Source organism: Pleurocapsa sp. PCC 7327 (genome assembly GCF_000317025.1).
In the GTDB taxonomy this organism is placed as follows: domain Bacteria; phylum Cyanobacteriota; class Cyanobacteriia; order Cyanobacteriales; family Microcystaceae; genus Hydrococcus.
This window is the reverse complement of record NC_019689.1, coordinates 4,322,871-4,346,978: the sequence shown is the minus strand read 5'-3', so window position 1 is coordinate 4,346,978 and position 24,108 is coordinate 4,322,871. Positions and strand designations below refer to the sequence as shown.

Below are 24,108 nucleotides of genomic sequence, written 5' to 3'. Positions count from 1 at the left end.
AGCCGAGGCTTGGCGAAACTACAAATCATTGACAATTTGTTCGTTTCGGGCACCAGAATTTTACACTATGTCTGCTACAGTTGCTGCAAAGACTCAATCCCAATATAACCTTGCGCACTCCTCGTTTGGCTTTGAGAGGGTTAATTTTATATTTCTTTTATCACTAATTTATGAAAGTAAAGTTTCTGTCAAATACTGTCTTTTAAATTTTTAAATTGCAATTCAAAACACTCTGCTAATCTTAATTAAACAAACTATTTGTTGTTCCAATTGTTCCCGCATCAAGATGAGAGCGATCGCAACTCCCTCAACGATAACTTTGGCAAAATATTAAATATTATTTTGATACAGTTGCGAAATAATCCCAGTCATGCTGTCGACCCAGCCGATGGAGTCTAAGATAGCAGAGACAGCCGGAGGTGGCTTAGAAATTAGGGTGTCTTCTTTAATTAGGCGATCGAAATCAATTTCGATCTTGCCCGTCTTTTTAGTAATTCCATTACTTTCATAAAATTCAACCCCTGCCAATTGCATAATATTAATAATCTCTTGTGCCAAAATTCCGTAACCAATTGTGGTTGGATGAATGCCATCCAAGGAAAACAGTCCGCCTTGCTGACGACCTTGTTGATTGGACTTAAAAAATAATGAAGTTGGCTGCGGATTTAGGTTTTTCAAGGGTTCTGGCAATGGATATTCAGTCCACCAATTGGGATGAGCGATCGGATCTTCAATGTAACGTCGCGCAGCTAAGCGATCTAACAATCCAGCCGTTTCAAACAAATACCAGTCTTTTCCTTGCCGACGACCTGCACGGACGGCTTCGACAAGATATTCGTTGTATTTGTCGATCGCGCTATCAATGCCTCTAGCTTGATTGGCAGTTAAACGAGGATGGCGACGATTATTAGGATGGAAAGTATTTTCTAACCAAATTGGCACGTAAAAGGGAAAATATCGAGAGCCTGGTTGAATTTTTTGACCATTTTCACTAACACCGCGAGCAAAAGGCGCGATCGTAACATGGGGAACTGTTCCCCAAATAACGTGACGGGCTTTAATCTGCTTAACTTGTTCGACAATTTGGTCTAACTCGTCTTTGAAATGACTGGGGAGCCAGACGGTATATTTATCATTTTCCCTCATATCCTGGTAGCCAACATCAGACCACCTGAGTTTAAAGGTCAAAATACTGCCTAATGCATTATTTGCGCCGATTAAAATGATTAGAGTCTCTATCCCGCCTTCTTCTCCCAAAGCTTTTGCTGCTTCCAATGGTGTTAAGGCTTTATTGGCAGAATTTCTGGCGCTATTCAAAACCCACAGCGTTGCAATTTCATTAGCGTTTTCAGGAACTTGCCGAAGAAAATCCTCTTTGGTGGGGGTTTGTCTAATAACGTCTTTAGCTAGATCGGCATTCCGAGATAGCGTATTGCGTAGATCCCATCCATACACAGCTAAATTATGGTTAATCGCTCCTCGTTCGGGTGCATTCAGTCCCTCTCCTCGTTCCCAATAATCTTCTATTTGGTCAAGATAGCCTCTCAGCCAAGGTAACAATAAAGCGGCATCGATCGCATTAATCCCATCTGCTATCTGATAGCGATCGCCTAATTCTCGTGCTAACTTTTCCAAATTGAGGGGAAGACCATTTCCTGGTCCAGAATAGCTAGGATAACGAAAATTCCGGCTCCAACCCATTTCGCGAGCAATTAGCATGGGATAGGATAAATTAGTCTTAAAGATTGCTCCACTTTGAAAGCCGTGAGTTAACGAATCTCCAATTGTCACTAAACGATGTTGCGGCGTTTCTTGTCTATCGACTGCAACGGAGATTCCCAAAGTTGGATCGGTTTCTGGTGGGCGCGGTTCTGTGCGAAGGAATTCTCTTACTTCTTCAGGAACTTTACTATAACCACCCTCTAATCCAACCAAAAGGTCGGGAGGAATAGAATTAGTCATATTTATGACAATTATAAGGATAATTTAGAGTTTACAATCTCTCTATCGCCCCATAATTAAAATCTTCACAAAAACAAATAGTCTAATCTTCATACTTTAATGATGTGCGAGCTGATTTGCAGGTAGCTTAAGTGCCAATTTTTTTAGCAGCTAGCGAGATCGCGCCCGCTAGTACTACAGAAATATTACAGGTGTGTGCTATCGCGTCCTTACGCATTGGCTCCCTTCAATCGCGCTTTTGACTCGATATGTAGCTAGAATTTGTCAAGCCAAGCCGGGAGTCTTCCCTTGAGGGTTCCAATTTCTTTGATTATCACAGTAAAAGACCGCGATCGCTATCTAGGTGCCGCGATTGAAAGCGTTCTATCCCAGACAAGGGAAGATTTTGAGCTACTAATCTAGGACAATGGTTCGACCGATCGCTCTGTTGAAATCGCTCGTCATTACGAACAGAAAGATAAACGGATCGAAGTCATCGCGGCTCCTCATACCGGACGGGGATAAGCACTTCACGACGCGATCGCGACGACAAGTGGACAAGATCTCGGCTGGGTCGATAGCGAGATCTCTTGGCTCCTACGGCTTAAGGAAAGGGGTTATGGTTAGGGAAGCTGCTATTTGGTACCAACTCGTCTAAAATTGCTGCTGTGGAAGGTCTAATAAGAATTATTGACTATTAAATTTTTCCTTTATAACTCCGCTAATACCCTCGTCTTTCGTTGTAAGGAAAGGGGTTATGGTTAGGGAAGCTGCTATTTGGTACCAACTCGTCTAAAATTGCTGCTGTGGAAGGTCTAATAAGAATTATTGACTATTAAATTTTTCCTTTATAACTCCGCTAATACCCTCGTCTTTCGTTGTTCGGGTACGCTCGTTCATCCATATTGGTGCTGACGGCTGCTCATTGTGCGTACAATCCTAACAATCCGAATTTATCTGTCATTCTCGGCCAAAACCAATCTGCTTATTTTAATGTCGGTTCAGCCGCTTATCCAGTTGCGAGTGCCCAAGTGTATCCAGACTGGATGGCTCAGGACTGGTCTCAGCCTCAGCTTGCTCCCAATCTAGCCGCAGGCAGAGATATTGCTCTTTTGCAATTAAGTACACCTGTCCTCGATGTGGCTCCTGCTCTTCTCATGACCGGAGCTAACGAAGTTGGACGAATCGGCGACTATGTTGGCTTCGGTAATACGGGTAATGGGCGGTCGAGGAAGAGAAGCTTTGATGGAATAAAACGAGGTGCCCAAAACGTAGTTGATAGTGCCGGATTCGTCGATCCTAACGGCGCTAGATGGTTGGACACCCTTCTGGTGGCAGACTTTGACAGTCCAAATCAGCTCTCTAATCGCATAGGTTCGCCAACTCCTCTTCCACTAGAATGCTCTGTCGCTCCCATTGATAGCGGTGGTGGCTTGTTTATAGATGGATATTTAGCTGGTGTTACTTCTTTTATGATGGACACTTCTGGTAATTCCTACCTAGCTGATTACAGCGATTTGATGGCTTCTACGCGCGTATCGTCGTTTGTTCCCTGGATTGCGCCTATCACTGGTCTAGCTCCAACAGTCGCAAGTAGTGCCTCGCTATCGGGTTCGGGTACGGTTAACAATTTAAATTCTGTATCCGCACTCGCGGCAAGTTCCCAACAAAACCAACAGGAAAGGATACCCGAACCTACAATATCAATTGGTTTGCTTTTGGTCAGCGGACTGATGGCACTGTTCCGTTTTAAATTGAGCAGTAAGTAGTTTACAAAACAAGCTCAACAAACCTCTGCAAAACTGGAGATAAATTATTCTGTCGCCAAGCGAGGACTATTTCTACTTCCGGTGCAGTTGGTACTATCGCCCGATAAATGACACCCGTTCTTTTCAGGTTTTGTAACGATGCGGGAACTAAGGCAACGCCTACCCCTCCAGCAACCAACGCGATCGCGGTTTGCAGTAAAGTAGCAGTCTGGATAACTTTGGGATGAAAGCTAATCCGATCGAAAAAGCGCATGATTTGACTGTAAAGCCCTTCGCCCAAGCGAGGTGGTGGCAAGATAAAAGGTTCGTTAATTAATTGCGCGATCGCAATTTCAGCTCGATCTGCCAAAGGATGAGTTTCTGGCAAAGCTACCATCAAAGGTTCTTTTAACACGGATACTACCTTCAACTCGTTCGTATCTACGGGTAAATACAACAGTCCGAGATCGATTTGATTTTGCTGCAACTTCTCTAACTGCTGACTCGTGGTCAATTCTCGTAAAATCAGTTCCACATCGGGACAGTGTTGGCGAAATTGACGCAGCAAATCCGGCAAAACGCTATAAGTAGCGGAACTATTAAACCCGATCGCAAGTTTTCCTACTTCACCGCGACTCGCTCTTTGTGCGGCTTTGACCGCCTGGTGGACTTGCTCGAAGACTTTTTCTACTTCGGCTAGAAATATTTTACCTGCTTCAGTCAATTCAACGCGACGTTTGGTTCGCTCAAACAACTGCACGCTCAATTCTGCCTCTAAATCCTGGATTTGCTGAGAAAGAGGCGGCTGAGCGATATGTAGTTTTTCCGCTGCGCGACTGAAGTTAAGTTCTTCAGCTACCGCCACAAAATAGCGCAGGTGTCGCAGTTCCATAATTCAACTATTTATATTCTCAACATATATTTTTACTACTAAATATATATTGGACATCTATTTGTAAGTTTCGTACAGTAAATCTTAGGCGATACTAGGTTGCGTTCAAAAATGTCATCAGTCGCGATAGCGAAGGATCTTGGGGATTATTCTCCTACGCGCTTTGGCTCGCATCGCTCAGAATGATAAGCAATATCTTTAACTGCAACTTGGTATGGAAGATGCAATTTAAATTTCAAAACTTAGAATTATGAAAAATAAACAATTATTAATTCGAGAAGCAACAAAAAGCGATCTTCCGATTATGTTGGAACTGATTCATCTCAAAGCACAGTTTGATGGTTGTCCCGAATCAGTTGAAGCAACACTTCAGAAATTAGAAGATACTTTGTTCTGCAAAAATCCAATTGAATTTATTCTCTTGGCGGAAAGCGAGCGCGAAATTCTTGGATTTGCTAGCTATCATTACATCTACTCAACTTTTCTCGCTCAAACTTGCCTTTGGTTAGATGATTTGTATATCAAACCCGAACATCGAAGTAAAGGTATAGGTACGGCATTGATTGAACGTTTGTGTCAAATAGCCCAAGCAAATAATTGTGGCAGAATTGACTGGACAGTCTCTATTAATAACCCAAGGGGCATCAAATTTTACGAAAGAATAGGGGCGACAATTAGCCAAAAAGTTAGATTGTGTCGATTGGATAAAAATGCGATCGCAAGTTGCGATTGCAGTTGCTAGGATACTATGGCGCTTGTAACATGATTAGCCCATTTTCTGGTAAATAACTATGGAACTCGTCGCGATCGGCTAAAACTGCGATCAGGTGTAAAGAATCATCCGGCTCGATATGCAAATCTGCCCAAGGAACTGCTATCTCCAAGCATTGCTTGAAAGCGATATCGGCACGAGTAGCCCTCGGATGCCAGCTAAAACCTTCTTGCGCCTCTTCTAACCAAACGGAACCCGTTTGTAAATTAATGCCCAAATGATGGCGGTATAAATAGTTTAGCGGAGCCAGATCGGGCACGCTCGACAAAGGAATGGGACTAACGCACATCGGGATGCCGGGATAGTACCATAGTAAATGCAATTGTGGGGGCAAATCGCGACCGGGTTTGACTCCTGCCTTAAAGTCGAAGCGAAGATAGAAATTTAGGTGATCCCAGCCATAAAATAAGCGCTGAACCTCGCTACTTCGGTGCATCGTACCTCTAGCACCACTAATTTCGATCCGACCTGCTTTGTCCCAATCTTGTTCGTCGCCACGACCATCAATCAGTGGATGGATAAAGGTTTGCGGACGATATTGTTCTTTTTCCTCGTGGTCTTCTACAGGCTGGTGCAATCGTGGGGGAACGGGTTCGTTTACGGCACGGTAAATAGCACAAAGGTGTTCTCGAAAGAGGCGATCGAACGCGGCATCCTGATTGGATGAATGACCTTCTCCAAACCACCAAAACCAGTCCGAACCTTCAGCCGCATACAAAGCTTCCCAGGCTTCGGGATTATTTTCTTCTGTTGCTTCTGGATGCTTGGCTAACATTTGTCTGGCTTCTATGAGGAGATCCCATGCCTTATTCTTTGCCGGATCGCCGATCCAGGTTGTAAAATTGCCATCGACCCAAGAACCGCTATGCAATTCGTCCCCAGAAATGGCTGCTGTCGGCGGGAACCGTTCTAGAAATTCGGAAACGGTCACTAATTTAATCTCTTCGTCGTCGCTTAGCTTTTCATAGAGTGCTTCCAGAAAAGGCAAACCGTCTTTTTGATAGTATTCCCAGCAGTTTTCTCCATCGAGGGCAATCGTCACCAGCCATGGTTTCTCTAAAGCAGTCGTTTCTTCTGCTTGTTGATGTTTGAGAGAACGCGCGATCGCTTCTAAGTGTCCGATAAAATCCGATGCAGCGTGAGTGGGTTCCATTGCCCCATAGGTAAAGCCGATCAGATCGGAGAGGCGATGGTCTCGAAAGACAATTGCTAAATCTCCGTAGGGCGTTTCTAAGCGATAGGGACGATAGAGTAATTCCGGTTCCGAGACATTACCCGTTTCGTCGCGATGAAAATAGCGCCCCAACGTCCACCCTAAAACTGCTTCGTCAGAACAAAGCCATCGGTATCCTGCTTTAGCAACGTGGGGTAATATTGCAGGACTGACAGCCTGTTCCGAAGGCCACAAACCGCGAGGTTGTCTGCCAAACCTGTCTGTATACAAATCCCAAGCTTTGCGCAGGTGGCGGGGAATGTCTTCTTCCCACTGAAAGCGTCCTTCGGGCAAAACCATTTCTGGAACTGCCACCAAAGCAGAATTAGTATCGGCAAGCAGAGGGAGAATCGGGTGGGTATAGGGACTGGTAGTCACTTCTAACTGACCCGCATCTTGCATTTGTCGATGCTGGGGAACAATACGGCGAATGATGTCTCTTTGTTTAGAAATAATGCGCTGGCGATCGCTCAAAGTAAAGTTTTTCCCTTGTTTGAGCCATGCCTCAATTTCTGGATCGTCCCAAAACAGAGGATCGATCCAAGATAGGTTATGCCATGCTAACAGGTCGCTATAATCTCGATTAGTCCAGTGTTTAAAACACCAAGACCGTCCCTTTTCCTGGCGTTGGACATAAAGTTCGCTGTAGCGAGGATGGGGATCGATGAGCGTGTGGTGATTGCCATCAAAAAAATGCTCGATAATATAGCGTTTTTGTTGCTCGTTCAGTTGGTCTTCAGGAGTCACCGTCAGCGCTAGATAGAGATCGATCGCTTCTCCTGCCGCATATTCTTCCAGTTGTAAAATTAAGGAAGGAACGAGATTGACTGTCTGATGGAGTTTGGGATAGCGTTCTAAAATTAGGACTAAATCTAGATAATCTTTAGTGCCGTGCAACCGCACCCACGGCAAGCGATACTGTCCCCCGCCATCGGCAGCGGCTTCGCGGGATTTATAGAGTGGCTGGTGTTGGTGCCAGATAAAAGCAACATATAAGGGATGAGACATATTCAATTAGTCATTGGTCATTGGTCATTCGATGAAAGGATTTTCGATTTTGGCGAAGCCGCCGCACGCTCCTTGAACCTCTTCAAGGAGAACGGCGGATGAAAGGATTGAGGATTGTTAGTAGTTAGTAGTTAGTAGTTAATTCTCTCCCAGTCCCCCAGTCTCCCCATCTCCCTACACCTCCCGCACTCCCCACACCCTCCGTCTCAGAAGTTTTTTATTCTTCTTGCAGCCAGCGAACGGCATCTTTAGCATGGTAGGTTAAAATCAAATCGGCACCCGATCGCTTGAGGCTCGTTAAAGTTTCTAAAGTAACTTTCTTTTCGTCAATCCAACCGTTGAGGGCGGCTGCTTTAATCATCGAATATTCTCCCGAAACATTGTATGCCGCAACGGGTAAATTGGTTATTTCTTTCACCCGCCAGATGATATCCATATACGCCAAAGCGGGTTTGACCATTAGCATATCTGCCCCTTCGGCAATATCTAATTCGACTTCTTTGAGGGCTTCGCGGGCATTGCCGGGATCCATTTGATAGGTGCGGCGATCGCCAAATTGGGGGGCTGACTCGGCAGCATCGCGGAATGGCCCGTAATAGGCTGAAGCATATTTAGCCGCATAGGAAAGAATGGGCGTATCTTGAAATCCTGCTTCGTCGAGGGCTTCTCGGATTGCCCTTACAAATCCATCCATCATCCCAGAGGGAGCAATGATATCTGCGCCGGCTTTCGCTTGCGAGACGGCGGTTTTCTTTAATAGTTCCAAGGTGGGATCGTTTAAAACCCGTCCCAACAAGTCGCCTGTTTGCAAGTAACCACAGTGACCGTGATCGGTGTATTCGCACAGGCAAGTATCGGCGACGACGATTAAATCTGGTACGGCTTCTTTAACGGCTGTAGCTGTTTTCTGAACGATGCCGCAATCGTGCCAAGCCCCCGTAGCGTCGGCATCTTTGTTCTCTGGAATGCCAAAGAGGATGATGGCAGGAATCCCTAGCTTGTAAACTTCTTTTGCTTCCTCAACAATTTTATCAACCGAGAGTTGGTAGACTCCCGGCATGGATTTTACTTCTTGGGCAATGCCTTCTCCTGGCACGGCAAACAGGGGATAGATCAGATCGTTGGCAGTGAGGACGGTTTCGCGCACCATACGGCGCAATTGAGGCGTTTGGCGAAGACGGCGAGGACGAGTAATGGGAAACATATGCTCGATATTAAATAAGTTTCAATTATCAAATGAAGGTCTCAGAATAGTTTAAGGCGATCGCTCTCTCTCTCATTAGAACCAACCGCATTTCTCAATGTTTCGTAACGTTAGTCTCACTCGGTCGGCGATCGCCACAAAACCTCCTACTGTTGCAGCTGTGGGAAATTTTTCTTATAATAAAAATAGTCACGAGGGGCCGCAACGGTTTCGACAGGTTGGCGAAAGCTAGCCCGTGATGCAGGTCGAGAGTGAGTCGTCTCTCGTAAATCCAAGGCTCAACAAAAAAGTAACTGCGAACAACATCGTAAGCTTCAAGCGCGTAGCAGTAGCTGCCTAAGAGTCTGTAATCGACTGCGCTACTCTTAGTTCGACTCCGTTAAGAACTAAGGGTCAACCCCAACGGATGCACTCTCTAGCCGCCTCTGGTCGGCTGTAGAGTTAAGATAATACCAGAGCATCCCACCATCCGGGATAAGAGATGGTTCCCGCCTTGAGGATAAGAAAGGCTAAACCTGTGAAAGAGCGGAAAGTCAATACCCAGCCTGGACAGCAGTTCAACTCTGCTCGGCTCCATTTTATTATTAAGACAGCGACAAGAGCTAGAGGCTAACATTAAGGGCCTGAAAAAACCGCTGCTTCGATATCCTGACGGCTCAGAGAATATTTGAAGGAACGCTTAATATCGCTTCCGTCTGCGCCAGCATTGATATAGCAAACGACCAACTCTTCTACATCCAGACACAAATCGGCTTTCCAAGTTGGGCGTTCGACCTTCCAACAATGTAAGTTGTCGCGATCTTGTTGAGCGCCTAAATCTGACAACCACTGTTCGATTTGGGGTAGGGGGTGATTGTAGAGAGGAGTATCTGGGGATGGAAGTGTCATTAGATTTTGAAGTTTAGATTTTCTAAATCAGTTTGGGAAAATTAGCTATGCGATCGCTTACTTGCCTGCAAGCGATCGCCAGGCAGAATCTAGACCAAAAAAGAGTTTTCTCCTCTCAATAAACCTACCACAACTACCAACAATAAGCATCCGACAAAAGTTAAAGCGAGAATAAACAACACAAAAATCTCTCCTGCCGACAAAGGGCGGTCAGTCGGATCGAGGTAGGCAGAATTAGACCCTTGGTGCCAGGTTTGAGGAGCAGTTCGTTCTAAATCTAGCGGTACTTGGATAACGTTCCAGCGAGAATAGCCGATTTTTAAATCGTAGAGCGATCGCCGCTCTGGGTTACTCAAAGTGGCATAAGCTTCATTGAGTTGCTGAAACTTCGCCTTAGCAACCTCCAAGGATAGTTTAGTGGTATCGGGATGGTAGCGCTTGCTCATCTCCCGATAGGCTCGCCGAATTTCAATAGCAGATGCAGAAGGATGTAATCCCAGGATAGCATAGTAGCTGTTTGCCAGCCGAGTTGACGCTGGTATTTGCAGCTCTGTAAATTGTTGCGTTGTCCGTTGTCGGTTCACGGGGTTTTCTACATTACTCTCTCCTGTGACATTATTTTAACGAAGTTACACTAGAACACGAAATCCACTTATGGGTACCATTCAAAATCGCGTGCAATCTTACTGGAAAAAGCTTTTTCCCCTTTGCTTAGCAGTTTCCATCGCTCTATGTGCCAGTTGGTCGATCTGGGAAACGCCAACCGCGTGGGCTAGTATAAACGACGATCGCCTCGACGGTAACGTCTTTGTCGTCTATGCGGGCAATGGCTCGCTCGTGCCTCCCCGTTTAACCCTAGCAGAGTCCTTGAAACGAAAAATGCCTGCCGTACTGGTCTATTACCTAGACGACAGTAGGGATTGCAAAGAATTTGCGATCGTGGTTTCTCGCATACAAGAATTTTACGGTCGGGCGGCGAGTATCATTCCCGTCAGCGTCGATAGCATTCCCGTCAAATCGACTTATTCGCCCAACGAAGTCGGTTATTATTATACGGGGGTCGTGCCTCAAACCGTAGTTCTCGATGAAGCTGGAAAGGTTGTTTTCAACGGCAAGGGACAGGTCAAGTACGAAGCAGTCGATGACGTGTTGAGAGAGGTATTCGATCTATTGCCTCGTTCCGAATCGGTAGAATTGAAGCGTCGTTCCTTTAACGAGTTCAATACGGAATTAGTCAATAATTAACCAAATTTTTTCGGAGCGAACGCTAGACTAGCAAAAGAAATCGATCTTGCGATCGCTGTCTGGGTCAGGTCGCTTCTTATGACAAAAAATACAACACGGCGGAATTTTCTCATTGGAACTGCTGCAATGGCTGGGACGATTGCTTGCAGTTCTGCCATAGAGAGGCAACCCGAACAAGTTGTTGCCTCAGTTCCCAACCAAACTATGCCCGAAAAAATTTTAGGCAAAACAGGAGTCTCCGTTCCCATTTTAGGACTGGGGGGAGCGGGACAGACTCCTCTGTCTGGAGAAGGAAAAGAGAAAGAGTCGATCGAGCTAGTCGAAGCAGCGATTTCTCTGGGCATTCGATATTTCGATACCGCTGCTGGTTACGGTCCGAGCGAAGGGTACATGGGAAAAGTCCTTCCCGCCTATCGCGATAAAATCTTTTTAGCGACTAAAACAGCAGCTCGCGATCGCGATGGTGCATGGAGAGATTTAGAGCGATCGCTGCAACGATTAAATACCAACTATATCGATCTGTGGCAATTCCATAGCGTATCTTTTCACGAGCAACTCGACCAAATTTTTGGCAACGATGGAGCAGCTAAAGCGCTAGAAGAAGCCCAGGAGCAAAAGATCGTCAAATTCAGCGGCATCACCGGACACCACGAACCCGACGTAATTGCTGCCGGATTGCGCCGCTATCCCTTCGACACCACTTTGGTATCCCTCAATGCCGCTGATATTCACCATCCCCGTCCTTTTGCGCCCGTGGTGTTGCCTGCAGCACGGGAAAGAAATGTCGGCGTAATTGCCATGAAAGTGCCTGCCTATGGTCGTCTGTTTAAACCGGGCGCTCTAGAGGGAATGCATCAGGCGATGGGTTACGTTCTTTCGCTCGATGGCGTTCATACTTGTATCATAGCAGCTGAGAACGCAGAGCAGTTGAAAGGGAACGTCCGCGTCGCCCAAGCCTTCAAACCCCTCGCACAAGCTGATTTGACCAAAATCGAACAGCTTACTGCCCAGGTTTGGGAAGATAATACTTTCTTCCGTCAGTGGACCTAAAAAGTCGGAAGTCGGAAGTCGGAATTAAAACGAGGGTTTTTAACAGAACTTAAATAATCGGACATAGTTAAACAATCCTAGACATAATTTTATGTTATACTGAGGTGATGTCTAACTTATTAACGGATTGTGATATCGTAAGTATCATTACTCCAATCGCGAATTTGAAACACAAAGTAGCGATCGCTTCTCTCATAACGGAATCCAATCCAAGCGACCATACCTGCGGGGAGGATCTATCTTCGTCCTCAAGATACTCGCGAAGGCTCGCGACAACCACTCCATCTTTCCTTAAGCACTGCTAGAAACTCTGAAGCGATTGTATTCGCAATTCGCCATTAAAATCTAAAAACATTGAATTTCTAGCTAGAATCCATCTCTATTTCCTAATTGCGAACTGATAATTGCCAACCGACGCGGACTCTCACGAAGTGGAGGAGCATCGGCGAATTGCTATAAGATGTTTCGCTTCGCGATCGCTCTGCTCAAAATGACCTTCTAGACTTTATGGGATAACCTGTTAAATATGGTAAATAGGAGTCGTAAATTTTGTGCGATCGCCGCAACGGTAATTTTGCTGCTATTAAGCATATCATTAAGAAAATGAGATATTATGCCGTTATCCAGGTATCCGTAGGAATTTTGCTTTTCAATTCCAGCATTCACCAATCTCCTTTCGTAAAATCTCCGTCGGAATCTGAAATGTTCTGTCACGCGATCGCTAGGAAAAAATGACTTGTTACCACCATGATTGACCATTTTTCACTACTTCCGTTGTCAGCGACGAATGACAATTTCCACTCGACGATTTTTTTGTCGTCCTTCAGGATTGTCTGAACCATCTGCCTTTGTATTGGCAGCTACAGGTCTAGATTCACCATAACCGATCGCACTCATGCGTGATGCAGCCACATTTCCTTGTTGTTGCAACCACTGCTTGACAGCAACAGCGCGACGCACTGACAAATCTTGATTATACGAATCACTTCCGATCGCATCCGTATGTCCTTGAATTTGCATCGGATTCTGGGGATAGTGTTTAGCAATTGCAGTACTGATTTGTCGCAGTGCAGCTTCAGCATCAGGTCGAAGGGTGGCTCGATCGAAGTCGAATAGTATATCAGCAGCAATAGTAATAACAGTTGAATTTTGACTCTGTTGTACGCGAATGCCAGGAAAGGTGATTTCCGGAATTTGCACTTCTGGAATCGTAACTTGGGGAGCTTCGACTTTTGGTTGCCGAATTTCTGGTTGTCGAACCGTTGGTCTTTCAACCGTTACACGATCGGGTTTAGGCTGAGAAGATAAAGGGGGTTGCAACCCAGTAGTTTCTGACTGAGAATGACAGGCAATGGGAAAGCAGGATAAACCTACAAATAATGCAAATATGCTTAAAAAATTAAGCGATCGCATTCGTCTGTTATCTTTGCCTCAGATATACTGCCACCACAATAGCACGAAGGCTGCCTATCAATTCTCGATCTTTGTTTCCTCAATAGTTATCTAAATGTCAAGAGCGCGATCGCATTTCTCGATTTGAGCGAGCAAGCAAGAATTGAGAATTTGTCTGTGTGGTGTATTTCCAACTATTGAGAACCGACTCGCTCAAATCTGGTTATAATCTTAATTTTGATGGCACTCAACCGATATTTATGGCTTACAGATTACTTTTTGTCTGTTTGGGGAATATTTGTCGTTCTCCCGCAGCAGAGAATATCATGAATTATCTGATCGAACGAGCAGGTTTGAGCGAAGAAATTATTTGCGATTCAGCCGGAACTTCGAGCTATCATATCGGTTCCCCTCCTGACCGTCGGATGGCGGAAGCCGCAGCACTTCGCGGAATTTCCATGAAGGGCAAAGCCAGACAATTTCAGATTGCCGATTTTGAAAAATTTGACTTAATTTTAGCAATGGATCGCGAAAATTATTGGGATATTCTCGCTCTCGACCCTCAGAAGCAACATAGCGACAAAGTAAAGTTAATATGTGAATTTGCTACTCGCCATCAAGCCAAAGAAGTTCCAGATCCTTATTATGGCGGTAGAGAGGGTTTTGAGAAGGTTTTCAATTTGCTCTTGGATGCCTGTGAAGGGTTGTTGAACCACGTCAGCGATTTAAATAATGGCAGAAAACCTTAAATCTCTGACTAATCGACTAAATGGTGCTCCAAAGCAAAACGGACTAATTCGGCTCGATTGCTAGTTTCTGTTTTTCTGAGAAGGCTGCTAACGTACTTTTCAATGGTTCTAGGACTTAAATGAAGCTCGTTGCCAATTTCGGCATTGGAATGTCCTTTCGTCAGTAAGATCAGAACTTGTTCCTCCCGCTGGGTGAACTTGAAAGAGGGAGGTTGTTCGACACAAGGGACTTGCTCGCTTCCTTCTTGTGCCTGTAAAGGTTTAGGTTTAGATTGGCGATCGGAGAATTGCCTTTCAGACTGAATCATCTGCGATCGCTCTAACAGATTGCGAATCACTGCCCCCAGTTCCTCCATTGCAAAAGGCTTGGGCAGATAGACATCGCATCCTGCCTGATAGCCAATAATTCGCTCTTCGGTCGTATTTCTCTGTGTCAAAAAGATAACGGGCAGCAGTCGGAATTCGGGACGTTGGCGAACTTGCTTAACGAGATCGTAACCGTCTTTTCCTGGCATTTTGATATCGGAAACCAGCAGGTAAGGGTGATAGGTTTCCAGCAGGAAGAGCGCTTCTCGTCCATTTTGAGCAGTAATGACCGAATATCCTGCGAGTTCTAGATAATCTTTAACGGCTAATCGAATTCCTGGATCGTCATCTGCGATCAGGATCAAAAGAGGCATATTTGACCGAGAAAAAAACGATTTCTTTACTATCTTTAGCCTATCACTCCTGTAAGAAATAGGTGGAAGTGGGGAAACTGGGGGACTGGGGAACTGGGGAGACAACTAACCACTAACTACTAATATCGTTTCTCTTTAATCTTGCTACAAATGGCGAGCCAGGGAGACTTTTGAAGCAGGGAAAGAGATTTGTAAGCCAAGATAGGAATCGATCTAACTAGGTACAGGCGCGCTCCTATCGCGTCTGTACGATTCCTGACTCCCGATCGCCAATGACACGAACCAGTGTTGTTGATATGATTGAGATTAAGGATTATTAAGAGCTAATGGGAAAACTGCTTGGGCTTGTTCCCTACTTAATCGCAGTGGGTGCAGCTTGGTCGTTAGGGTTCGTTTATAACGTTTACTACGGCGGCGAGTTGAGCTGGCTGCGTCAGATGTATAAAGACAAAATGGCAATAGCAGCTCAGATCCAAGCTCCCAGACGCTTGCTGGTGACTGGCGGGTCGGGCGCTCACTACACCATCGACTCCAAAGCGCTCGAAAGGGGATTGGGAATTCCGGTAGTGAATCTGGGATTGGACGGACCCGTCGGTCTAGATGTAATCCTACCGAGCGTCATAGACCAAGTGCGTTCTGGGGATATCGTTCTGCTGATTCCCGAATATTTAATCCTGCTAGATGATAATGGTTTGGGCGATCGCTCTGCTAGTTTTGGCGTGGCGATCGCCCGACCGGGATTGGGCGGAATTCCACCCAAAGAACTCGCTCAAGAGGTTTGGCTGCTTGGGATTCCGAGCCTGAGAGCGCTAACCAAATCTGCGGTAGATTTGGTCGAGCGGGGAAAAATGACGGGGTACTATTCCGATCCCGTGAGCGATCGCGGCGACCCTACAGTCACGAAAGTGCGAGTCGGCCAATGGTGGCAACTGCCAATCGACAGCCCCATTTCCAGCCATGCGATCGAGCGGATTAGTCAATTTCGTCAAGAAGTGGAAGCCACAGGAGGAAAACTCATTCTGTCGCTGCCCTGGGTTTACGCGAGCAAGGACGAAAAAACAATTGCTAGCGTGAAAAAAACGGCTCAAGAACTGGCTAAAATTGCTCCCCTCATCTATGAAAAAGACTCGTTAAATCTGAAAACCGATTCAAGTTTATTTGCCGATACCCATTATCATCTCTTGCCAGAAGCCAGAAAAATTCGAGCGCAGCAGCTCGTCGAACAGCTAAAACCATTAATTGGGGTCGATGCGCGACAAAGTGAAACCAACAATCGCTAACCCAATCCGCATTTGCATTCTCGGCGGCGGTTTTGGCGGCTTATATACGGCTCTGTATTTGAGTCGCTTTGCTTGGGTGAGAGCGGGCAAATGCAAAATGATTCTGGTCGAGCAAAACGATCGCTTTCTTTTTACGCCCTTGCTTTACGAACTGATTACCGAAGAATTGCAACCCTGGGAAATTGCTCCTTCCTATCAAAAACTACTCGGCGGTACCGAGATTGCTTTTTATCAGCAAACCATTCGAGACGTTGACCTCAAAACTCGTCAAGTCGTACTCGACGACGGCGTAGAACTCGCCTACGACTATCTCGTTCTAGCCGTTGGGACTCAGAATCGCTGGGCAAATATCCCTGGGGTTCAAACCCATGCGCTTACCTTCCGCACGCTTGCCGATGTAGAACGTCTGGAGGCAAGACTGAAAATTCTCGAAGCTAGCGATCGCCAGCGCCTTCGTCTGGCAGCGATCGGCGGCGGTGCTAACGGGGTAGAATTGGCGTGCAAGCTAGCCGATCGCTTGGGTAGGCGAGGACAAGTACATTTAATCGAAAGGGGAGAGGAAATCCTCAAAAACTTCTCATCTGGCGTTCGCAAGGCAGCCTATCGAGCGCTGCGCTCTCGCAAGATTAAAATCGATCGCCTCACTGAGGTGACAGCGATTGAAGCCGATTCGATGACAGTCGTTCGGGACGGCAAAATCGTTGTGCTGCCAGTCGATCTAGTGCTGTGGACGGCGGGAACTCAAGCCAGAGATTGGATTGCTCGCCTCGATTGCCCTAAAAGCGATCGCGGTAAGCTTCTCATCTATCCAACCCTACAGTTAGTCGATTATCCAGAAGTGTTTGCTCTCGGAGATTTGGCGGATATTGGCAATGGCAGCCAACCCGTCCCCGCGACGGCGCAAGCCGCCTATCAACAGGCAAGTCGTGCGGCAAAAAACATCGCGGCTACCTTGCAAGGCAAGCGGTTGCAACCCTTCTGCTATTTGCACTTGGGAGATATGCTGACCTTGGGCAAGGGAGCCGCAGTAGTCTCCAACTCCCTTCTCAATATCGAAGGAAAGCCAGCCGCCGCGATCAGGCGGCTAGTCTATATTCAGCGCCTCCCAACCCTTCGCCATCGCCTGCAAGTTTTTAAGCATTTGCTGGTTAAGGTTGTGTTGGGAATTCTGGATCGATTTAAACGCTTATTGGTTCGTAGGCGATCGCGCTAGAAATTAATAGCGACCGCGATCGCGTTCTAGATCGTAAATTACTTTCTCGACTAACCAATTAACCGATCGTTCGGGATGCTGGATTTGCGCTCCGGCAAGCAAGCGATTGGCAGTCGGGCGATCGTTATGTAGCAGTCTCAGCAGCTTCTGCCGCAGTTGAGGGCTAGCGCGATCGATCGAGAGGGCATTTTCTAGACGAGTAGAGCTAAAAACCAATGGCTTTTTTGCCTTTGCTCTACGCCAAACTATACCAGCAGCACCAGCTCCTAATCCCAGTGCTGTTATCCCCAAGATTTTTTCAGCTTCATCTAAGGAGCGAACTCCAGTAGAATCCACGCTCGTGTTAACAATTTCATCGCTAGCAGTTAAGGCTGACAGATTAGCCTGTCCTTCCCGAACGGCGCTTGCAAGCGGGAAAATCAGCAAACTGCTAGCGATCGAGGTACTGACCAAAGTAGATAGGACAGTTCTTAAACGAGAAATTTTCAGCATTTTTAATATTAAATCCGTTTAATTGACCATAATGTGTGGTGCAGTGCGCTCATCGTAGCGTGCGCGTAAGCGCATATGTCTCGCTCGCTTTTCATGCCTGCTCGAACGCGAGCTTCTAGCTCGCGCTACTGGTTATTGTGTTTGTTCGTTCGGATTTGATATAATATGCAACTTCAATGAGTAAAAAGATTGTTTCCTCAAACGTATTTAACTTGTTCTAGTTTTCAGAGTGCATCAGTTTTAAGCGACCTTTTCTAGGGCGATCGACTTCCCAACTGTTGTTACTTTTATTGTGATGTGAAAAAGTGACATAAAAATGTCAGAAGCACTAAGCTTTGTCGTTTCAAATTGGGATTAAGACCTTTTTAACCAAAGAGTTACTCCCAAAGCCAAACCAAACGACAGCAGCGAGAGAAGAATGCCTATCAGTACCCAAAGCGTCCGTCTCAGACCCAGTAAATCTTTTTTCAAATGGACTAAGTGTTGGTTCACTTGACTCCTGTGCCAGTCTTGTTCGATTTGGCTTTGGTGAAAATAGATGCCGATCGTCTTTTGCTGTTTGTGAAGTTCTTGCTCGATTTGAAGACACTTTTCCCCTGACAGGTAGCTGAATTGTTTGCATTGTTCCAATTGCGTCTGAATCACTTGTTTTAGGGAAGCTAGCTCGTTGAAAGTCGCTTGCACTTCAACGAGTTTTGAGAGATATTTATTCACCAAGTCAAAAGGAAGCTGGAAATAGCCTTGAGCCGCATAGCGAATTGCCCGGACTAAATCCTCTGTGGGAGTTGTCTTGAGAAAATAGCCCTTAGCTCCTACTTGCACGGCGCGATCGAAATATTCTTCGCACTCGTGAACGGTCAAAATTAATACTTTTACCTGTCTCCATTGCTGAGAAATGATTTGAGTAGCATTCAATCCATCCATTTTCGGCATCTCTACATCCATGAGGACGACATCTGGTCTGAGACAATCGACTTTCTCGATGGCATCAACTCCGTCACAAGCCGTTCCTACGATTTGGAAATCCGGTTCGACAGCTAAAGCTTCAGTCAAGATTTCCCGAATACTTAAGAGATCGTCAACGATTAGAATGCGAATCATAATAGGGAAATGCGAAAAACTCAGTCTGAAAGAAAAGCTTACTCTTTCAGAAGCGATCGAAAAAGTATTAAGCTGCACATTGGCTTTTTCTAGGTAGTTTTGAGAGATTTAATTTGCCTGTTTTCAAATTCTCAAACCTTCGCCAATGTCGAAATATGTAAACTAAAATTATCAACTTTTATTTCTATTTTTTGTATAAAAATTAAAATTATGTAGGATTCGTACCGCAATTAGAGTCATGGTTCGAGGGATTTGATTCGAGTTGATGCCGAAACGCACAGAAAGTATTTCTTGGAAACCAATTGAACCCAAAAATATCTATAAACCTTTTTAAGGAACGTTTAATTAATGCTATTTAAGATAGTCAAAAAAGCTTCTGAGGCGGGAATATATAGAAAACTAGAAAAAAAGAGAAAAAATTCTTTTCAAGAAACCATTTGCGAAGAGCTGTAAAACTTTAAGTTCCGAATTGGCTTGCCGAGTCGATAATGTAATGCGAGAATTGTTGGCTAAGTGCTAATTGTTTACCGAGGGGTATTGCAGCATGACTGCCAGCGAGGAAAAAAGAGCAAAAAATCAATTAGCTGCCAAGATCGAGGAAGTCTTGGGCTTTGACCTGCGATCGCTCGCCCTATTTCGCATTGGCTTAGCCCTGGTCGTTCTCACCGATCTCATCATCCGTTTTGGCGACTTGACGGCACATTATAGCGATGTTGGCGTATTGCCCCGCACTGCCCTCGATCGCATTCTTCCCAGTCCTTGGCATTGGTCGTTTTTATCGATTAGCGGTCAGCCTTTTATCCAAGGGCTAATATTTTTGTTGGCTATCTTTTTCGTCCTGGGAATGCTAGTCGGATACCGCACCAGACTGGCAACGATCGCGACTTGGGCGATGATTATCTCTATTCACAACCGCAACCCCGCTCTCATTTTTGCTGCCGATGACGTGTTGAGGGCGTTGCTTTTCTGGGCGATGTTTTTACCTCTGGGAGCTTGTTATTCCATCGACAGCGCCTTGAATTCCTCTCCTAACCCGCTGCCCAAGCGGGTAGTTTCTGGGGCAACTTTTGCCTTCATGGTGCAAATTTGCTTTATCTATATCTGGTCGGCGGCATACAAAACCAAAAGCGAACTTTGGTTTCCTGATGGGGATGCGGTCTATTATGCGTTAAGTTTCGACCAATACGGAACGGCATTCGGTCAATGGCTTTTGAGTTTGCCCGTTGAGTTGTTAAGGTTGCTAACCCTATCTGCTCTTTGGTTTGAGTGGTTGGGACCTTTGATGATTTTTATTCCCTTCTATAACAGCTTTTTCCGTTGCGTTGCTATTGTCTGTTTTATTCTTTTGCATATTTCTTTCGGACTGTGTTTTGAATTGGGAATTTTTCCCTTTTTAAGTATTTCCAGTTGGTTAGTTTTTATTCCGACTAATATTTGGGATGCGCTGGCGAAGAAATTATATACTCCCCAGCGAGCTGGATTGAGAATTAATTACGATGCAGACTGCGGATTTTGTAAAAAGGTCGTTCATTTTCTACGCACTTTCTTAATTTTACCCAAAACGCCGTTATTGGTAGCACAAGACGATCCTTCAATTTATGCCGATATGCAGGAAACAAATTCTTGGGTTGTGGTGGATTGGCAGGAAAATCGGCATTATAAATGGGAAGCGATCGCTTATATTTGTAGCTTATCTCCCGTTTTTTGGTTTCTCACACCCATCCTTAAATGGAGACCTTTAATGGTTGTAGGAACTAAGTTTTATGAGACGATTGCTTCTAATCGGCGAACGGCAGGCGTGTTTACCAGACCGTTTAAATTTCGTCCGTTGGAAATTCGGTCTTCTTTGTGGCTAAATATTGTTACTTTATTCCTATTAGTCTACACCTCGCTTTGGAATCTAAAAAGTTTTGTCGAACAAACAGTTGCGAGAAGAGAAGAACCTAAAAATGATTGGGTTAGTGCAACCGATAAATTTTTCAAGAGACGAACAGTTCAACAACTCGATATTCTCAGTCGCGTTACGCGATTAGATCAATCTTGGAGTATTTTTGCACCAGCACCGCCGAGAGATGATGGATGGCACGTTATCGAAGGGAAACTTAAAGATGGTACGACAATTGATGTCCTCAAAGGTAGCGGTTCGGTGAGTTGGGAGAAGCCGACAATTGGTCAGCGCAATGCACTTTATAGAAATATGCAATGGCGGACTTATTTTATCAATCTCAATCGCGGCATTGGTAAAGCGCTTTATCCTTTTTATGGTGCATATTTATGTCGAAATTGGAATGCAATTCACAAAAATTCACAACAATTAGAGAGGATTGACATTTATTTTATGAGCGAAAGAACTGTTCCTCCCGGCGAGACTCAAACGGTAGATAAAACGCTACCTTGGCAACAATCTTGCTCCGATTCCTCTGATTCAAAATAAGTCAGGATTGGCAATTTATTGAATTTAAAAGTAAGCTATGTCTCTTGGTAAGAGTGCTAGAGATAATACCGGAATTTATCTGCTAATGTTTTCATAAAAGAAAAATTAATGAAGATTGCCGCTACCCTAAAGAAAAATTTGCCAGAACTAAAATACATTCTTTTATTATTTCTCTCTACTAGACTCGTTTTAACTATTATTGGAGTTATTTCTCGTTCTCTCCTAGAACGACAGTACGGCAAACAATATATTTACTCCACTCAACTTTGGTTAGACATCTGGGGAGTTTGGGATTCATATTGGTACATAAATATTGCCGAAGGCGGTTATTCAGCAAAAGTTGGTACTTCTTTCTCCGAAACTCAAGCCAATTATGCTTTTTTTCCGCTTTATCCCATGTTAATGAGACTAATTGGAACAGTCATGGGGGGGAAATATTTTATTGCTGGGATTATTATTTCTAATGTTTGTTTAATTATTGCTTGTTATTTACTCTACCGATTAGTTCGGTTAAAATCCGACCGAGAAAATGCTTTGCAGTCTGTCAAATTTTTATTAGTGTCGCCAACTGCTTTTATTCTATCAGGGGTTTTTACAGAATCTCTTTATTTAATGTTAGCTATTCTATGTTTTTATCTTGCCGAGAAAAAGCAGTGGATCTTAATAGGAATAGCAGGTTTCTTTTTGGCTTTTACGAGAAGTGTTGGGATTTTGATCGTTGTTCCCATGCTTTACGAATATTTTAAAAGTAAAGACTTTCAGGCGAAGAAGATTCGGTATGATATCCTATTTCTATTATTAATCCCTCTAGGATTATCTTTGTTCGCTATCTATAACTTTCACTTGACAGGAAATTTCTTTGCTTTCTCAAACATTCAATCAGCTTGGAATCGAAGTCTATCCAATCCTTTATCGGCAATAGTAAATGGCTTACGTAAAAGTTTTCTTCAACCAAACGTGCGTACTTTATTCAAAATAAAAGCCCTGTTAGAATCGACTTTTTCCATAGCTGCACTAGGACTTTTATGCATATTTTTCCGAAAAATCCCAGTCTCCTACTGGATATTTAGTATCTACTCGATAGTAGTACCTCTTCTTGCTGGAATAGATTCTATGCCTCGGTTTATTTTACCTATTTTTCCTCTTTATATTCTGTTAGCTAAACTAGCAAGTAATCGTTCATGTGACCAAGTTGTAACTTTATCTTTAGCTTTGATACAAGGATTTTTAATGGTCTTTTGGAGCTGTGGGTATTCTCTAGTAGTATGACTAAAATTTTCCCTGCTTTTCAAGAAAATTTACTTTAATATTTAAAAACACAAATGCTATTTAACTCTTATGTTTTTATTTTTGCTTTTTTGCCTATAACTTTTCTAATATTTTTTGGCTTCTCTCGCTTTCGTTTAATTAAAGCCGCTTTAATTTGGCTGACTATCAGTTCGCTATTTTTTTATGGATATTGGGATTTTGCCAATCTGCCAGTAATGGTTATTTCTATTATTATTAACCATCAACTAGGTAAATTAATAGCCTCAACTAAACCTGCTAGCAAACAAGCAAAAACTATTCTTTTAATCGGCATTATTCTTAATTTAACTATCATTGTCTACTACAAATATGCTAATTTTTTTCTTTCTTCTATAAATACCGTTATTCAGACTAATTTTAGCTTTTCAAGAGTCGTCTTACCGCCGGGGATTTCTTTTTATACTTTCACCCAAATAGCTTATTTAGTAGATGCCTATCGAGGAGAAACCAAAAGCAATAAATATGATTTGGTAACTTACGCATTATTTATCGGTTTTTTCCCTCAACTTATTGCAGGACCAATTCTCCGTCACGATGAACTTATTCCCCAATTTCGCCAGCTAAAAAGCTTTCTTTTCTCTCAAAAAAATCTTGCTTTAGGTTTGACAATGTTTGGTTTGGGGTTAGCTAAAAAAGTGTTGATTGCCGATAATCTATCGCCATGGGTAGCCTCGGTTTTTAATAATGCCGATGCGGTTACTTTTCTTGAGGCTTGGGTAGGTGCTTTAAGCTACACGTTTCAACTCTATTTCGATTTTTCTGGCTACTCAGATATGGCAATTGGTTTGGGATTGATGTTCAATATTCGCATTCCCATTAATTTTAATTCGCCCTACAAAGCTATTTCTATTATCGATTTTTGGCGGCGCTGGCACATTACTTTATCAAACTTTCTGAGAGATTACTTATACATTCCGTTGGGAGGCAGCCGCCGAGGACAAATACGCCGTTATGCTAATCTTATGACAACTATGTTATTGGGCGGTTTATGGCATGGTGCGGGCTGGACTTTTGTTGTGTGGGGAGGATTGCACGGTGCATATTTATCTATTAATCACGGATGGCGAAAATTAAATCTTCCTTTACCAAAATTATTGGGATGGGTAATAACTTTTTTGGCTGTCATATTTAGTTGGGTTTTATTTAGGGCGATGAATTTTCACGATGCAGCAGAAATTATTAAAGCGATGACAGGCATGAAAGGCATCGTGTTACCCGGCAATCCTCAAGGTAAATTATCTTTCTTAAATCAGTTTGGCTTGCAGCTTCAAAATTGGAAAAATTTCACCTATCTTCCAGAAATTAATAGTAGTAAAATCTTGAGCATTTACATCTTAGCTGGACTAACATTATGCGTCACTTTATTGCCAAATACGCAGCAAATAATTCAGAAACTTAAGCCAACGTGGTGGTGGGCAATATGGGTAGGAATGATAACTAGCTTATCTCTACTATCACTTAACCGCGTGTCTGAATTTCTCTATTTCCAGTTTTGATG

The 24,108-nt window shown here is 44.1% G+C and carries 21 protein-coding genes and 1 other RNA gene; 12 read left to right on the top strand and 10 right to left on the bottom strand.

Annotated elements, in window-relative coordinates; translation table 11 throughout:
• Positions 1-330: 330 nt before the first annotated feature.
• The gene (locus PLE7327_RS19570; RefSeq protein WP_015145506.1) at positions 331-1,962 is read right to left on the bottom strand and encodes a hypothetical protein; all 1,632 of its coding nucleotides are present in this window, start codon (positions 1,960-1,962) and stop codon (positions 331-333) included.
• A 432-nt stretch (positions 1,963-2,394) separates the two neighbouring features.
• On the opposite strand from PLE7327_RS19570, the gene PLE7327_RS26770 reads away from it, so the two are divergent.
• Positions 2,395-2,466 carry a hypothetical protein gene (locus tag PLE7327_RS26770; RefSeq protein WP_371265305.1) on the top strand — a complete coding sequence of 24 codons (72 nt, stop codon included), beginning with the start codon at positions 2,395-2,397 and terminating at the stop codon, positions 2,464-2,466.
• 383 nt (positions 2,467-2,849) lie between these two features.
• Positions 2,850-3,710 carry a trypsin-like serine protease gene (locus PLE7327_RS19565; RefSeq protein WP_015145505.1) on the top strand — a complete coding sequence of 287 codons (861 nt, stop codon included), beginning with the start codon at positions 2,850-2,852 and terminating at the stop codon, positions 3,708-3,710.
• Position 3,711: 1 nt separating this feature from the next.
• Here PLE7327_RS19565 and PLE7327_RS19560 read toward each other — a convergent pair whose 3' ends face one another.
• On the bottom strand, positions 3,712-4,581 hold the full coding sequence (locus PLE7327_RS19560; protein WP_015145504.1) for a LysR substrate-binding domain-containing protein: 870 nt from the start codon (positions 4,579-4,581) through the stop codon (positions 3,712-3,714).
• 250 nt (positions 4,582-4,831) lie between these two features.
• Between PLE7327_RS19560 and PLE7327_RS19555 the strand changes: the two genes are divergently transcribed.
• Positions 4,832-5,323, top strand: coding sequence for a GNAT family N-acetyltransferase (locus tag PLE7327_RS19555; protein WP_015145503.1), 492 nt, complete (start codon positions 4,832-4,834; stop codon positions 5,321-5,323).
• A 4-nt stretch (positions 5,324-5,327) separates the two neighbouring features.
• Here PLE7327_RS19555 and PLE7327_RS19550 read toward each other — a convergent pair whose 3' ends face one another.
• Both PLE7327_RS19550 and hemB read right to left on the bottom strand, forming a co-directional pair.
• Positions 5,328-7,574, bottom strand: coding sequence for an alpha-amylase/alpha-mannosidase (locus PLE7327_RS19550; protein ID WP_015145502.1), 2,247 nt, complete (start codon positions 7,572-7,574; stop codon positions 5,328-5,330).
• A 217-nt stretch (positions 7,575-7,791) separates the two neighbouring features.
• Positions 7,792-8,778 (bottom strand): porphobilinogen synthase, encoded by a 987-nt coding sequence (gene hemB / locus PLE7327_RS19545; protein WP_015145501.1) that lies wholly within the window; start codon positions 8,776-8,778, stop codon positions 7,792-7,794.
• 195 nt (positions 8,779-8,973) lie between these two features.
• Here hemB and ssrA point away from each other — a divergent pair.
• Positions 8,974-9,357, top strand: a transfer-messenger RNA (tmRNA) gene (gene ssrA / locus PLE7327_RS23745).
• Positions 9,358-9,393: 36 nt separating this feature from the next.
• Here the strand turns inward: ssrA and PLE7327_RS19540 are convergent.
• Positions 9,394-9,666, bottom strand: a complete 273-nt coding sequence (locus PLE7327_RS19540; RefSeq protein WP_015145500.1) for a DUF3143 domain-containing protein — start codon at positions 9,664-9,666, stop codon at positions 9,394-9,396.
• An 89-nt stretch (positions 9,667-9,755) separates the two neighbouring features.
• Positions 9,756-10,250, bottom strand: a complete 495-nt coding sequence (locus PLE7327_RS19535) for a J domain-containing protein (protein WP_015145499.1) — start codon at positions 10,248-10,250, stop codon at positions 9,756-9,758.
• A gap of 70 nt (positions 10,251-10,320) precedes the next feature.
• Between PLE7327_RS19535 and PLE7327_RS19530 the strand changes: the two genes are divergently transcribed.
• Positions 10,321-10,911, top strand: coding sequence for a thylakoid membrane photosystem I accumulation factor (locus tag PLE7327_RS19530; RefSeq protein ID WP_015145498.1), 591 nt, complete (start codon positions 10,321-10,323; stop codon positions 10,909-10,911).
• Between the two features lie 78 nt (positions 10,912-10,989).
• Positions 10,990-11,961 carry an aldo/keto reductase gene (locus PLE7327_RS19525; protein WP_041392394.1) on the top strand — a complete coding sequence of 324 codons (972 nt, stop codon included), beginning with the start codon at positions 10,990-10,992 and terminating at the stop codon, positions 11,959-11,961.
• Positions 11,962-12,738: 777 nt separating this feature from the next.
• Here PLE7327_RS19525 and PLE7327_RS19515 read toward each other — a convergent pair.
• A complete protein-coding gene (locus tag PLE7327_RS19515; protein WP_015145496.1) occupies positions 12,739-13,374 on the bottom strand; it encodes an OmpA family protein in 636 nt (211 codons plus the stop codon).
• A gap of 239 nt (positions 13,375-13,613) precedes the next feature.
• Between PLE7327_RS19515 and PLE7327_RS19510 the strand changes: the two genes are divergently transcribed.
• A complete protein-coding gene (locus PLE7327_RS19510; RefSeq protein ID WP_015145495.1) occupies positions 13,614-14,102 on the top strand; it encodes a low molecular weight protein-tyrosine-phosphatase in 489 nt (162 codons plus the stop codon).
• 8 nt (positions 14,103-14,110) lie between these two features.
• Here PLE7327_RS19510 and PLE7327_RS19505 read toward each other — a convergent pair whose 3' ends face one another.
• Positions 14,111-14,782: a response regulator transcription factor gene (locus PLE7327_RS19505; RefSeq protein WP_015145494.1), complete on the bottom strand. Its 672-nt coding sequence runs from the start codon at positions 14,780-14,782 to the stop codon at positions 14,111-14,113.
• Between the two features lie 326 nt (positions 14,783-15,108).
• Between PLE7327_RS19505 and PLE7327_RS19500 the strand changes: the two genes are divergently transcribed.
• Together PLE7327_RS19500 and PLE7327_RS19495 are read left to right on the top strand one after the other, a co-directional pair.
• Complete coding sequence (locus PLE7327_RS19500; RefSeq protein ID WP_015145493.1) at positions 15,109-16,062, top strand: hypothetical protein; 954 nt, start codon at positions 15,109-15,111, stop codon at positions 16,060-16,062.
• Complete coding sequence (locus PLE7327_RS19495; RefSeq protein ID WP_015145492.1) at positions 16,031-17,275, top strand: NAD(P)/FAD-dependent oxidoreductase; 1,245 nt, start codon at positions 16,031-16,033, stop codon at positions 17,273-17,275. Before PLE7327_RS19500 ends, PLE7327_RS19495 begins: the two co-directional genes overlap by 32 nt.
• A gap of 3 nt (positions 17,276-17,278) precedes the next feature.
• On the opposite strand, the gene PLE7327_RS19490 is transcribed toward PLE7327_RS19495, so the two are convergent.
• Both PLE7327_RS19490 and PLE7327_RS22895 read right to left on the bottom strand, forming a co-directional pair.
• The gene (locus PLE7327_RS19490) at positions 17,279-17,767 is read right to left on the bottom strand and encodes a hypothetical protein (protein WP_015145491.1); all 489 of its coding nucleotides are present in this window, start codon (positions 17,765-17,767) and stop codon (positions 17,279-17,281) included.
• 354 nt (positions 17,768-18,121) lie between these two features.
• Positions 18,122-18,868, bottom strand: coding sequence for a response regulator transcription factor (locus tag PLE7327_RS22895; protein ID WP_015145490.1), 747 nt, complete (start codon positions 18,866-18,868; stop codon positions 18,122-18,124).
• Positions 18,869-19,412: 544 nt separating this feature from the next.
• On the opposite strand from PLE7327_RS22895, the gene PLE7327_RS19480 reads away from it, so the two are divergent.
• The 3 genes from PLE7327_RS19480 (at position 19,413) to PLE7327_RS19470 (ending at position 24,106) form a co-directional block, all read left to right on the top strand.
• A complete protein-coding gene (locus PLE7327_RS19480; protein ID WP_015145488.1) occupies positions 19,413-21,302 on the top strand; it encodes a DCC1-like thiol-disulfide oxidoreductase family protein in 1,890 nt (629 codons plus the stop codon).
• A 108-nt stretch (positions 21,303-21,410) separates the two neighbouring features.
• Positions 21,411-22,571 (top strand): glycosyltransferase family 39 protein, encoded by a 1,161-nt coding sequence (locus PLE7327_RS19475; protein WP_015145487.1) that lies wholly within the window; start codon positions 21,411-21,413, stop codon positions 22,569-22,571.
• 53 nt (positions 22,572-22,624) lie between these two features.
• Complete coding sequence (locus PLE7327_RS19470; RefSeq protein ID WP_015145486.1) at positions 22,625-24,106, top strand: MBOAT family protein; 1,482 nt, start codon at positions 22,625-22,627, stop codon at positions 24,104-24,106.
• Positions 24,107-24,108 lie beyond the last annotated feature (2 nt).